The 13,477-nt window shown below is 62.8% G+C and carries 7 protein-coding genes; 3 read left to right on the top strand and 4 right to left on the bottom strand.

The window, feature by feature from the left end; translation table 11 throughout:
• Positions 1-204: 204 nt before the first annotated feature.
• Complete coding sequence (locus ACYPYD_RS02665) at positions 205-2,442, top strand: putative bifunctional diguanylate cyclase/phosphodiesterase (protein WP_459661978.1); 2,238 nt, start codon at positions 205-207, stop codon at positions 2,440-2,442.
• Between the two features lie 790 nt (positions 2,443-3,232).
• On the opposite strand, the gene ACYPYD_RS02660 is transcribed toward ACYPYD_RS02665, so the two are convergent.
• The 4 genes from ACYPYD_RS02660 to ACYPYD_RS02645 form a co-directional block, all read right to left on the bottom strand.
• Entirely contained in the window at positions 3,233-4,297 is a 1,065-nt protein-coding gene (locus ACYPYD_RS02660) for an AAA family ATPase (RefSeq protein ID WP_459661977.1), read from the bottom strand.
• Between the two features lie 33 nt (positions 4,298-4,330).
• A complete protein-coding gene (locus ACYPYD_RS02655) occupies positions 4,331-5,002 on the bottom strand; it encodes a response regulator transcription factor (RefSeq protein ID WP_459661976.1) in 672 nt (223 codons plus the stop codon).
• 62 nt (positions 5,003-5,064) lie between these two features.
• The gene (locus ACYPYD_RS02650; protein ID WP_459661975.1) at positions 5,065-8,079 is read right to left on the bottom strand and encodes a TonB-dependent receptor domain-containing protein; all 3,015 of its coding nucleotides are present in this window, start codon (positions 8,077-8,079) and stop codon (positions 5,065-5,067) included.
• A 338-nt stretch (positions 8,080-8,417) separates the two neighbouring features.
• Positions 8,418-11,204, bottom strand: a complete 2,787-nt coding sequence (locus tag ACYPYD_RS02645; protein ID WP_459661974.1) for a M16 family metallopeptidase — start codon at positions 11,202-11,204, stop codon at positions 8,418-8,420.
• A gap of 174 nt (positions 11,205-11,378) precedes the next feature.
• Between ACYPYD_RS02645 and ACYPYD_RS02640 the strand changes: the two genes are divergently transcribed.
• Positions 11,379-12,821 (top strand): hypothetical protein, encoded by a 1,443-nt coding sequence (locus ACYPYD_RS02640; RefSeq protein WP_459661973.1) that lies wholly within the window; start codon positions 11,379-11,381, stop codon positions 12,819-12,821.
• 142 nt (positions 12,822-12,963) lie between these two features.
• Positions 12,964-13,477 (top strand): DUF58 domain-containing protein (locus tag ACYPYD_RS02635; RefSeq protein WP_459661972.1); only part of this gene is annotated, 514 nt, incomplete at its 3' end.

Below are 13,477 nucleotides of genomic sequence, written 5' to 3'. Positions count from 1 at the left end.
CGATCGGACTTCTCACTCCCTCCCGGGTGGCCGGGAATTGCTCGGAATGGTGGCCGGCATCATCTTGGAATCCCGGCCGGGATCAAATCGGAATGGTGGCCGGGATGACCCCGGAATCCGCACTAAATGAGTTAAGCCTATTGGGAGCGCGCGTTTGGATGAGGTTTTTACCGCACGTTAATGCGTTTCACCCAATTTAGGTTGATGGCTGATTTTCACGCTACGTTCGCAAAAGCATTCCGTGCTGCGCTGCGCGTATCGCGAGCCGGCAGCACGTCCGATACCGCATTGCTGACTGTCTTGGTCGGCCTTTCAGTTCTCACTTCAGTGCTGATCGTGAGCTTTCTTGTGTCGCACGCGGATGAACACGCCGATCGGCTGGCTGCGATTTCGATATCCGGCGCTATCGATCGCGAACGCTCTCGCATCAGCAACGAAGCTTACATCAATGCGCACTGGGACGATGCATTCGCCCATTCATACGGCTCAATGCAAGATCCATGGATCGTGTCGCAATGGGGAACTCCCATAGGCCTAAGCTATGTGATTGACGCAAATGGACGTACGCTATTCGCGCACCTTCCAGGAGGGCAGGAGCCGCCACTTGTTGAGTTGATCGGGTCTCGAACGCTGAAGGCGTTGCTTGCCAGAGTTCCCGAGAATGAAGCCGCTGTTAGACGACGGGGCGACGCGGTTGTTCTTGTCGGAAAGGCGAGAGGAACCCCGGCCTTGATTGCGTTCTCGCCGATCGTTCGGGAAAGAGGCCCGTCGACACTCGACAAGTCCACCTACCGCATTTTCGTCGACATACGTTTGCTTGACCACAAATTGCTGGAAGAATGGGAGAAAGGCTTTGGCCTCAAGAATCTTCGATGGCTAGCTGATAGCAACGCCTCACGAGGCGAAGCCTCGACAGGTGTCCGCGATTGGTCAGGAGAATACATCGGTACGATTGCCTGGAAACGCCTTGCTCCGGGGTCATTGGCTGTTCGCGAACTGTTGCCGGTCATCGTTTTGTGCATCGCCTTGTTTCTGGCCGTCGCAATAATGATCGCGCGCCAAGTTCGAAGTCTCAACCGCGAATTGTCGGTGCAGTCCGACACCGCAGCACAAGCGAGCCGGCAAGAGCGCGAGGCACGCCTGCTTGCTGACAGCGACGGGCTCACGGGGCTTTACAATCGGGGGCGGTTCTACGTAGATTTGGAGGCAGCCGCTACCCCAGCCAACCTCAACGCGATGACCGTCGGATTGGTTGATCTAGATCGCTTCAAGCACGTTAACGACACCTTCGGCCATCTGGTCGGAGACCGCCTGCTTGTGGAAGTCGCCCGGTTGTTTCGCGATGCGGCAGGGCCCGCTGCCACACTCTATCGTATCGGCGGGGATGAGTTCGCCATGATCCTATGGCTGGATGCAGATGCCGCACTACTGCTCGCGGATAGGATGTCTGCACTCTTAAAGGCGCCGATGCGGATTGACGACCGCCACTTAAGCATCGGGGCATCCATAGGACTTGCAGCCTTTGTCGATGCAGAACTGAGCCCCGTTGAGCTCGCCAAGCGTGCGGATCATGCGCTCTACCACGCAAAACGGGAAGATCCCGGCAGTGCTATTCGTTTCAGCCCAGAGCTTGAACGGCGGATAACTGACGACCATGCAATTGAGGCGGCATTACATTCCAGCGAATTTGAAAGCGAATTGCAATTCGATGTGCAGCCCATCGTTTCGACGAAAACCGGTACCGTAGTTGGGGGCGAACTCTTGGCGCGATGGACAAGCGCCCAATTTGGGGTAGTTGCACCGCAGCGTTTTGTTGAAATAGCTGAACGTAGCACTTTGATCCATATGCTCACACGCAAGGCTATGCGTGAGGCCTTGGAACTCCTCGAAGTCCTGCCGGGGGAGCAGACCCTTTCAGTAAACGTGTCGGCTTGCGATCTGCATTGCGAAGATACGGTGAATGCGATTCTCGACATGGTCTGCAACTCGCCAATCGATCCCGGCCGCCTCTGCATTGAAGTGACGGAAACCGCAGTGATGCGAAACGTCGATGCTGCGATCAGTGCGCTTAGCCGGTTTCGGTCGATAGGCATGGAGGTGGCGCTCGATGATTTCGGCACCGGATACTCCAGCTTGAGCAATCTTCACCGCCTCCCGCTCGACAAAGTCAAGATTGATCGCAGCTTCGCCTTGGCTCTTGATAACGCCTACAGTGTGCCGATTGTCGATGCGGTGATCAGACTCTGCCGTTCGCTTGGATTGGTCAGCGTCGTAGAGGGGGTCGAGACTATTGCGCAGGCGAGCCAACTGCGCAACATCGGTTGTGATCTGATGCAGGGGTACCTCTTCAGCTACCCGCTTGGTTCAGAAGTCTTTCCAGAATTTTCATTAGCTTGCTGGCCACAGCCCGCCAATATTCCCCTGTCGGAAAACTGGTGCTGAAAAGACCCGAATGCCCAAGTGATGCATGATGACTTTTGATCCGAGCCCATTTTATGGGCCACGCCGAGCTAGCGCCTCTTGGCTAATGTCACGGTGACGAACTGGGAGCGTCGCCGGGATTTACCAGTGTAATCGGGGTCTTGTTGCCGATGGCTCCGTTCGGCCGATCCTCGTCGCAATATCTGCGCCACTCCAGATCCAGGCCGTGGCGGCCCTTGCAGAACCCACAACGGAGGTGGTTCAAGCGATGAAGACTACGCTGAAGGCCGCCTGAGATGCAGGCCGGCACCGGACCAGGAGGCAATCAACGCAAACCTTGATAGCGACCCATGATGATGGATTTATTGGATTAGCCGGCCTTGAAATCCCGCTCAACCTCGGTCCTGCTTTCGCTTCGAGCCGCGTATGTTTGATATGACCAACATACAGGAACGGCTTCTCCAATCTATCCGCTATCACCAAATCAAGGCGCTCGCCGACCCGATGAAGGCGTGCTGAGTTTGCGAACAAGCCCATTCAGCAACTTGAAGAAAACTGGGGCTGGATCTTTTCCGGGACCGATGCTGGGCCGAACTCTCCGCCGTGCCCAGTGTAGATGATGGCCTCGACTTCCTGTAATCTGGAGAATCGCTGAGGCTGGGCGGAGAAAAGGATTAGGGCCCCGTAAACCCGCTCTCTCTGCAGCCCGCCAAGGCGATCACCGATCGCCTTTCCAGCTTATATTCAGACCGTTGTCCTCACCGTGGATGCAGCCTCATCAGGCCTCCTAACTCTCTTCCTTTGAAGTAGGCTAGTAGGAGGTCACGTGAGCCAGCACCTCTTGCAGAAGATCGTCGGAGGTCAGATTGGTTGCCTGGGCGTGAAAATTGGGGACGATGCGATGCCGCAGAACGGACATCGCTACTCCGGCGACATCCTCGGTACTGACCGCGAAACGTCCATCAAGCAAGGCCTGCACTTTTGCGGCCAGCATCAGGCCTTGTACGCCGCGCGGCGATGCTCCAAGCGCGACGTTGCGGTTGATCGCGTCAGGGGCGTAGTCGCTGCCCGGCTGCGTCGCCATGACGAGGCGGATCGCATAGCTACGCGCCGTTTCGGGCACCGGCACCATACGGACGATGCCGCGCAGCCGGTTGATCGTGGCGGCGTCCGTGACCGGCGCGAGGGTCGCCTCTTCCCCGCTAGTGGTGCGCTCGATGATCGTGTGATAATCGCGCTCCGTCGGATAACCCACGATCAGTTTAAAAAGGAAGCGATCGAGCTGCGCTTCGGGAAGCGGATAGGTGCCTTCCTGATCAACGGGGTTCTGCGTTGCCATCACGCAGAACGGCTCGGGCATCCTGATGGTGCGGCGACCGACGGTGACTTGCCGTTCCTGCATAACCTCAAGCAGCGCGGACTGGGTCTTGGGCGTTGCGCGGTTGATTTCATCGGCCAGCACCAGGTTGGAGACGATCGGGCCTTGCTGGAACGTCAGTTCGTGACCGCCGGTGGCGGTGTCGGTGAGCATGGTGGTGCCGATGATATCGGCGGGCATCATGTCGGGCGTGAACTGGATGCGCGAAAAGGGCAGGTCCACCGCTCGGCTGATGGAACTGACCAGCATCGTCTTGCCGAGCCCCGGCACGCCTTCCAACAGCACGTGACCGCCCGCCATCAGCGCGGTGAGAACGCCATCTATGACGCCTTCCTGCCCGACGATCATCTTGCGGACTTCCGCCCGGACAAGCTGAAAGGTATCCTTGAATTCGGCAGCGCCGGCGCGTGCCGCTTCTATCGTGTCTTGCATCGGGGATGGGTATCCGTTGGCTGAAAGCTTGGGCTCGGCGTCGAATCTAAGGGGAATTGCTTGCATGAGCCTTGCGTGACGTGGCTCTGATCGCGCGTTTCATTCCAGTGCCAGCTGGTAGCCCATGCCGCGCACGGCGTTGATCTTCAAGGGTGAGCGCCGGTCGGAAAGGTTTTTGCGCAAGCGCGAAATCTGGGATTCCAGCGAATTGCCGTTGACGAACTTGTCGTATCCGTAAACCCGCGCCTCCAGCGTCTCGCGCCGCACGAGCTGGCCGGGGCGCTGCATTAGTGCCTCAAGGATAAGAGCTTCAGTGCGGCGCAGGGCCAGAGGTTCGGCCTCGAGACTGAAGCTGCAATTCTCCTCATGATAGGAGAGTGGACCGAACCGGCGGACCTCGCCCTCCCCCTTGAGATTGCGGCGCAGGACATTGCGTATCCGGGCGAGCAGTTCGCGCGGCTCGAACGGTTTGCTCATGTAATCGTCGGCGCCCAGTTCCAGGGCATCGATCCGATCGTCAATGTCCCCAAGGGCGGTCAGCAGCAGGAAGCGCTGGGGGCGGTTGCGGGCCTGCGCGAAGGCGATCAGCGACACGCCGTCCCCGTCCGGCAGCACTCGGTCGAGCAGGACAAGATCGAAGCTGTTCTCGTTCAGAGCGTGCTCAGCGACTTCGAGGCAATCGGCGACGTCGACGACGAAGCCGTGCCTTTCGAGATAGGCGACGAGTGTCTCTGCGATGTCTTCTTCATCTTCGACCAGCAGCAGACGCATAAAAGGGCACCTCCGAACGATAGCAGGGCTGGGCGCGGTGACCGCCGCCCTGCTATTTCCGATCAGAACGACTTTTGCAATTCGATAGCGAAAGTGCGGCCCGCGGGATTATAGCGCGCGGTGTCGTAGGGACGCGAGTCTATCACGACGAACGGCGGCTTGGCGGCGAAGATGTTGCGCCCGGCAATGTTGAGCCGGAAGGATTTGGCGATCTGCCAGGTGCCGGTAAGGTCGAAGGTCGTGAACGACCTGACCGGCCGGTCCTGTTCCGCGTTCGACACGACGCCCGCATACATGTTGCTCAGGTAGTTGTTGACGTAAGCGGGGGTGTAGTACGCCCACAGCGTCGCGTTGAAATCGCCGCGCTGCCAATCCAGCTGACCAACGATCTTGTACTTGTCGACGCCGGATACCTTGCCGAGCGTGCTGATCGAGGGCGTACCCGGGTAGATGCGGCGTTCCGACTTCAGGTTGCGCAGATAGTTCACGCCGGGCGTGAAGGTGCCAAGGCCGGTGTCGAAGCGCCAGTGAGCTTCGAAGTTCACCGATTCGTACTCCGATCCGGCGATGTTGAAGGTAAGGTTGCGCGCCTCCAGGATCTTGCCCGTGGTCGGATCCCGCGGATAGAACTGGTCAATCAGCAGCGTGTCCCGTGAACTCATCACTGACAACAAATCTTGACGATTGGCGTATTCGTTGCGGATGCGGGTGTGGTTGTACGTCATTACCGCCGTCAGGCCGTGCAGCGGGCCAGTAGGCGCCCAGGAAGCGCTGAAAGTCTGCTGCTGCGAAGTCTGGGGCTTCAGGTTGGGGTTGGGAGCGGTGGTCTGCGGAACGTAATAGGCTTGCATTCCAAATGCGCAGTCCGTCGTGCAGGTATAGCCCGGATCGTTGAATATGATCGTCTGGTACTGGCTTGTGCCCGCCACGCTGAACAGTTGAGTGAAGGGCGGTGCGCGAAAGCCGTTGCTCCACTTGGCGCGCAAGGCCAGTTCGTGAAATGGGGCCCAGCGCACGCCGAATGACGGCGTGTAGCGCGAGAAGCGGTTGTGAGCGAACACAAGCTCGCCGCCCTGATCGAAGGGGATTCCGCCTACCGTGCCGATCGCGCCGTCGGTAAGGTACGTGTCGTTGCGGATCGCGGCGTTCACTGTCAGCTCGCGCACCAGAGGCAGGCTGAAAGCTCCGCTCAGGATCGGCACGGTCACCTCGCCGAAGAAGGCGTAGCGCTTGCGTCCGACCGCCGTGCCAGTGAAGTTGTTGACCTCCCGGCTGTTCACGCCGTCATCGTTGTATTCCCCGCCGATGGCATAATCGAGCGGCCCGGCAGGCAGGTCGAGCAGTGAGCCGGTCAGGCGCAACTCGTAATTCTTGACCTGCGACTGGCGCTGTTCTTGCGCGTCTTCGTAAATGAAGTCGGTGACCTTGCCTCCCGGGTCGCTGGCGCCCGTCCGCCAGGGGTTAAAGGCCACTGCCGGGTCCGAGCTTGTCAAGGCGGCGCATTGCTTCTCGTAGGCGGCTTGTACGGCAGCCAGGTTCGCGCCGGTATAGGTGCCCGAGGCAAGCTGATAGTTGTAGCAGGAATAGCCGCTCGGCGAGCTGGGGTCGGCCCCGTAGCTCGTCACCAGCGAACCAAGGAGGGTGGAATGTGACGTGCTCTTGGCCGTCGATGTCGTGAAGACGAACTCAAGCTTGGCACGCTTGTTGATCTGCCAGGTGGCTCCGGCGTTGATCGACCAGGTGTCGGATGTGCTGACCGCCCGGCTAGGCGGTATATCGCCGTTCGTCAGTTCCGCATCGGGGAAATAATAGACAGTCGTCGCAGGACTGTAGGGACTGAAATACTGTGCGGGAAACGGGTTGTAATATTGACCGGGGGCTAGCTGAACGCTCAGACCGGCGTAATAGTCTTGGTCCTGGCTCGCCTTGGCGTGCGTGTAGAGACCGTTGGCGAAAATGCTCAGCTTGTCGGTGATGTGCTGCTCGAAGTTCAGGCTGCCGCTGATCGTGTTGGACTGCGGGCCGGCATACTTGGGCACGTAATCGCGCTTCTGATCGTCATCCAGATAGACGAAGTCGCCAATGGTCGGCCGTCTCGTTACGCCGGGACGAATGGACATGCCCCGGCTCACGTAGATCGATTCACCTGTCGTCGGGTCGATCTGATAGCCGGGAACCGAGATGACGCCGGGCTGCAGGCCGCGGGTCCAATCGCGCAGGTCGTACTGGGGATCGCCGTCGTAGAAGCTGGAATAGTTCTGGGTAGTGTAGCCGGACTTGTGGTTGTTGATTGGATTGCGATGATCGTAGCTCGCCGTCCCGGAGATGCTGCCGCTGCCCCAGGCATAGCCCGAGGCGATGTTGACGCGGCTGCTGCTCGCCTCGTTTGCGGAGAATTCGTGCTGGGCGCTGATCGTGGTGCCGGTGTAGTTCTTCTTCAGGATGAAGTTTATGACACCGCCGATGGCGTCGGCGCCATAGATCGCGGCCGATCCGCTGGTATCGATCTCGACGCGGTCAATGGCGCTGAGCGGGATCGAGTTGAGATTGACGAAACCGTCCTCAATGCCCGCGGCGCCCGCCATGCGGCGTCCGTTGACGAGGACCAGCGTGTTACCCGCGCCGCTGCCGCCAAGGTTCGCGGCGGAAACGCCCAGCGAACCCAGGGTGGACACGCCCGCCCTGCCGCGCTCCTGCTGCGACAGCGGCCCGCGCGAGCGTTCGTTGGTGATGGCGCCGATGGTGTTGAGGTTCTGCGGGATGGTCCGCATCAGCTCTTCCACGCTGGTCACACCGCGGGACTTGATGTCCTCCGCCGTGATGACCTGCACCTGGGCGGTGGGATCACCATTGGTCAGGCGGCTGCCGGTGACTTCGATAGTGCTGTCGACCGGCTCGGATGCGGCCTTCCTGCGCTTATCCGGCTTCTTCGCGGGGATCGCCGTAGGCTCCGCGGGCGCGGCAGGCGTAGAGAGGATCGCGGTGGCGTCGGCGGCGTCGGCGGCGTCTCGCGTCGTGCTGTCTTGCGGCGCGGACTGGTCCTGCGCGCGGACGTTGCCGGGAAGCGATCCGGCCAAAACCGCTGCGATTGCTATGGATGAAACCCGAAGTGTGAAAGACACGGTATGCCCCCTCATGACTGGCGATATCACAAACCGCGCCCGCGTCGTTTTATGCGACCCGAAGTATGCGCGGTGCCCCTGCTGCTATCCGTCCGGGTACTTTGCCCAGACGTTGTCGATCATGGCGTTTTTGCTACGGTCTCAAGCTTGCACGGACCTTGCGCGGTTCACGCCGCAAGGTCTTGCGCGTGTCCGCCAGCTTGGGAAGCGCCGCAAGTTAATGAAAACGGACTGAATAACGATCCGCATTTTTGTACTGTTCTTTGGTGCCGCGATCGATTCGGGCCGGCGCGTCAGCGAAGGCGCTGGCCGTAGACATCCCAGACCTCGACCGGGCCGAGCCCGAGGGCGCGGACCTGCGCTTCCACCCGCTTGAGATCGCCGACGATCACCCAGGTCAGAGCATCGGCCCGGAACAGGCGGGCGGCGAGCGTGCGGGCATCGTCCAGCGTCACGGCGGAAAGCCGCGCGGCGGTGGTTTCCTGCCGGTTGAAGGGAAGCCCCGCCGCCGCCGCGCTGGTCAGCGCGGTCAGGATCGCGGCGTTGCCGCCAAAGCTGCTGGGAAGGGCTCGAAGGGCGGATGCACGCTCGCGGTCGAGCTCATCTTGGCTGATGGGATCGGTCGCGGCGAATGCGGCGATCTGGCTGCGCACGGCGGTGATGCTGTCGGAGGTCCTGTCGGTCTGGACGCTGCCGCCCACGGTCAGCATGCGCGGGCCGATGGTGTCGCCGCCGATGCTGCTGCCGAAATTGTAGGCCCAGCCTTTGTTTTCCCGCAGGTCCGTATTGAGGCGGCTGTCGAAGCTGCCGCCGAGGGCGCCGTTCACCAGCGCTTCGGCGGCAGACGTCTGCGCATCGAACGGCGCGACGATTTCGCCCGCAAGGATCGTCGATTGCTCCGCCCCGGGCGAATCGACGAGGATCACGCGCGGGGTGTTCTGGGCTGGCGCAGGTGGCGCCATTGCTCCGATCGCAGCGGGAGCGCTGACGGCACGGGAGGGCACGCCCCAGTCGCCAAAGTATCGTTCCGCCAGCTTGCGCGCCTGGGCGGGGGTCACGTCGCCAACGACGAACAGCGTCGCATTGGCCGGGGTGACATGGGTGTCGTGGAAGGCGACCAATTCATCGCGGGTGATGCGATGGGCGTCGGCGCGCCGGGTGATGCGTCCCAGAGGATGATCCGCACCCCACAAGGCCCGTTCGAGCAGCGGGTCGGCGGCGCCTGCCGGATTGCGCTCGTAACCGTCGAAGCCGGTGTCGATGGATTCGTTCAGCCGGTCGATACGGTCCTGCGGGTAGGCGGGATGGCGGATCACTTCGGAAACCAGCGCCATGGTCGGGTCCAGCTTGCCTGCGGTAGCGCCCCAGTTCACGGAGCTCTGACGCGCCCCAGCGCTGGCGGAAATGCCGCTGCCCAGACGCGACATCTCGGCGGCGAGACCATTGGCGTCGAAGCGCCGGGTGCCCGCGCCGAGCAGGTCGAACACTCGCTGCGCGACGCCCGAGCCGGACCGGGGATCTGCCAGGCTGCCGGTGGCGAATTGCAGGCTGGCCCGCACCAGCGGCAGCCGATGACGCTCGGCCACGACGATTTTCATGCCGTTGGGCAGTTGCTGCGTCTGCACCGGCGGGAACGCGACGTGGACATCCAGCGGGCCGGGCACCGGCATATGCGCGCGATCGACATCGGCGGCAGCGGCACTCGCTTGCGGAGTAGGGAGCGTGTGGACCTCGTAATAAGGGCGCTGCAACCATTTGGCCGTGACGGCGCGAACATCCTGCGGGGTGGCGGCTACCATCCAGGCGCGCTGCTTGAGGAAATACAGCGGATCGCCGTGATCGACTTCGCCGCCGATCAGCCATGAACCGATCGCGGGCGCGCTTTCCATCAGTTGAAGGATCTCGTCGTCGCTGGCGGTGCTCACCGCGCTCATGCGAGCGCGCGAGGGGCCAACCCGGAGAAATTCGGATAGTGCGGCATCGATCGCCGCCTCGGCGCGCTCCACGCTGACGCCGGGATGGAGGCTGACGTTAAGCGCGAAGGTCGAGCCGAGTTCGCTTTCGCCCAGCGTGGCGGAAACGCCGTCGGCGATGTGCTGTTCGTTGACGAGCCGCTGGTCGAGCAGGCTGTTCCGGTTGCCCGCCATCGTGCGCGCGGCCAGCTGCAGGAGGGTGAGTTCGCGTGGGTCCTCGTTGCTGACGGGCCAGCTGCGGGTAATGTTGGGCGTCGCCACCTGCTCGAACACCCGATCGCGCTTGATCGCGGCGAAGGCGGGCAGCCATTGCAGCATCCGATCCACCGGCTTGCCGGGGCGGACGGCTCCAAAATAGGTCTCGATTTTAGCCTTCGCGGTATCGTAATCGATGTCCCCCGCCAGCACGATCACGGCGTTACCCGCGCCGTAATAGTCGGTGAACCACTGCCTCACGTCGCTGAGCGAGGCCTTTTCGATATCGTCCATCGAGCCGATGGTCTGGTGCGCGTAGGGGTGCCCGGGGGGATAGTAGCCCGCCAGATAGCGCTCCATCCCGTGAGCGCCAGGGCCAAGTTCGCTCTCGCGCTTCTCGTTCTCGACGACGCCGCGCTGTTCGTCGAGTTCGGTCTGGGTGATCCCGTCCGCCAGGTTGCTCATGCGGTCGGATTCGAGCCAGAGCGCCAAGTCAAGTGCGTTGGTCGGCACCGTTTCATGATATTCGGTCCAATCGGTCGTGGTCATGCCATTGACGTCAGCGGCGCCGGCGGCTGTCAGCACCGGCAGGAAGTCGCCCTTCCGGTTGCTGGTGGACTGGAACATCAGATGCTCGAACAGATGGGCGAAGCCGGTGCGCCCCGCAGGCTCGTCGCGCGAGCCGACCTTGTAACGGATGCCGACGTAAACGCTGGGCACCGAATGGTCGGAATAGACCAGCGCCTTCAGGCCGTTCGGCAGGACGAACTGGCGCACGTCGATCCGGGGCGTGTCGACCTGCATGTCGACCGGGGCCGCAGGCGGAGGCGCGGCGCGCGCCGCAGTGGAAAGCAATGCTGCGAGGATCAGCGGGAGCGAGTGCGAGAAACGACGTGAAAATGCGAGGTTCAAGGCAGGGTCCGAGCGTTGACAGCTGAATTGGCACCCGCAATTGCGCATGGCAGGCTTGCAGCAACCTTGCACGCCGCCAGAACCGACGAACTTGGGCACTCGCAAAGGCTCGCCGCAAGGTTCATGCAAGCCTGGGAGAGTAGCAACATGGTTCGACGCTCAGTCAGGACTTAGATGATCAGCAACTTTTCACCGATGGCGAGCCGACTGGCGGAAATCGACGCGCGCGGGCTGTCCTGGCTGGACCGCCGCTCGCGGATTTCGGCGCTACGTCGGGCGCTTTCGGTGTCGCTGCCGATGCTGCCGGTCATGCCCGTGGTGGGGCTGGGATTGAGCTGGTTCGTGCCGGTGCGCCTGGAGATGGTCGCTGCCGGCGCCTTGGTCGTCTCGGGGCTGGGATTCGCGGGCGCCTATGTCGCGGCGCGGCGCGGCCATCACGAGGGAGTGCGGGCGGGCCTTGCGCTGCACGACTTGCGGCTGGGCCTAAAGGACCGACTGCGTACGGCCGACGAATTTCTCGCTCATGACCAAGTCACAGGCTTTCACGGCGCCGCCATTGCCGAAGCTGGTCCCTGGATCGAAAGGGCCCAGGCGACCCTTTTGCCGTTGGAAGGCGGGGGTGACCCGCTGGCCCCGCGGCGGCTGGCATGGGTCGCTGCGGCTGTCGCCCTTGTCGCGGCCACGTCGCTGCAGCAGCATCTGCATCGCCCGGCGGCCGACAGCGTCCCGGCCAGGGCGATCATCGGCGCCGTGGCGGCGATGCCGGGGCTTGACGCCATCGTGCGCGAAGATGCGGCGGGCGATCGTCCGGCCGGGATGGTGAGCGGAGGCGACACAGGCTCGTCGCCGACTGGAGGCGGCGGCGACAGGCAATCGGGCATGGATCACACGGGGTCCCTGAAAGCCGGCGTCGGGCGGAACTCGCGTTCCCTCGGCGCCGGTGACGCGGGGCAGCGCTCCGGCGGTGCAGGTGGCGGCGATGGCAGAGGTCCCTCGCCGGGGCGGGGTCAGGCCATGAACGACCAGCGCGGGGGGGGCGAAGCTGCGCGCGGCAATCCGTCGCCGTCGCAGGACGCAGGCGGGACCAAGGCAAGCGATCGGTCGAACGCCGAAGGTGCGGGCCGTCCCGACGGGGCGGAGACCCGGCAGGCGGGTGCCTCCGCTCCCGCGCCGAACGCGCCGGGCAGTCAGTCGTCTGCCGGCGCGATGCCGCCAGGGCAGCCCCAGCAGTCGCAGTCCGGCAGCGGGCGGGGGCAGCAAAAGCAGAACCGCAGCCAGTCCGGCGGCCAGAACCAGTCCCAGGATTCGGGGCAGGGACAGGGCAGCGGTAGCCAGGGGCGGCGCGATGGTCAGGATGCCCTCAAGTCTGCACGCGGGGCTTTGTCGCTTATGCTGGCGGTGCCGATGCAGGATCGGCTCGCTGGGGTCGCCAATCCCGGCCCAGTGACCAGTGTGACGCGCAAAGGTTCGCCCCGCGCCGGTGCGTCCAGCGCTCTGGCGGCGCAAAATCGCGGGCGGTTCGACGGCGATGCGGGTCGGCTGGAGCACCGGCCCATGACCCCGCAGGAACGCCGCCTCGTGCGCGCTTATTTCCGCCCCGCAGGGGCCGGGTCTTGAGGCCCGGCCCCGTCATGCGATCTTGCGTTTGGGCCGCCTGCCTCGACCATTGTTGTCCCGGAGCCCGGTCTTGACTGCCTTGCCGCTGACTTTTGAAGAATTGTTCAATCCGGTGTTTCTCGCAAGAGTGCAGCGGTTCGCCTTGTCAATCGCCCGTGCCGAGAAAGGCGGCCGCCTGGCCGAACAGCGCAGCACGGCGCGGGGGCAGGGGCTCGATTTCGCCGATTTCAAGCCCTACGTGCCGGGCGACGATCTGCGCGGGATCGACTGGAATTCCTATCGCCGCCTGGGTCGCCTGTTCGTGCGCGTGTTCGAGGAACGGCAAGACATTCCGGTGCACTTCCTAGTCGATCTTTCGCGCAGCATGTTCATCGAAGAGACGCCGCGCATCCATGCCGCCCAGCGCTTGACGCTGGCGCTGGCGGCGATCGTGCTGGGGCAGCACGACAGTCTTGGCCTTTATCCCTTTTCGGATGCGATTTCGGTGCAGGCGCGCGGACTTTCGGGCAAGGCCAGTCTGGCGCGAGTCGGGCGCAGCATCGCCGGGTGGGAGGCGGGTCGCAACACCGCACTGGCGCCCGCGGCGGAGCAACTGGCGGCGATGGGATTGCGACAGGGGCTGGCGGTGGTGATCTCCGACTTCTTCGACGAGCGCG

The organism is Novosphingobium sp. 11B, from assembly GCF_054589055.1.
Note: the sequence above shows the minus strand (reverse complement) of the source record. Positions and strands in the feature narration are given on the sequence as shown.

Excerpts from the sequence above, each read along its gene's own strand:
- ACYPYD_RS02665 (WP_459661978.1), top strand. The coding sequence starts at position 205 with ATGGCTGATTTTCACGCTACGTTCGCAAAAGCATTCCGTGCTGCGCTG.
- ACYPYD_RS02660 (WP_459661977.1), bottom strand. The coding sequence starts at position 4,297 with ATGCAAGCAATTCCCCTTAGATTCGACGCCGAGCCCAAGCTTTCAGCC.
- ACYPYD_RS02655 (WP_459661976.1), bottom strand. The coding sequence starts at position 5,002 with ATGCGTCTGCTGCTGGTCGAAGATGAAGAAGACATCGCAGAGACACTC.
- ACYPYD_RS02640 (WP_459661973.1), top strand. The coding sequence starts at position 11,379 with ATGATCAGCAACTTTTCACCGATGGCGAGCCGACTGGCGGAAATCGAC.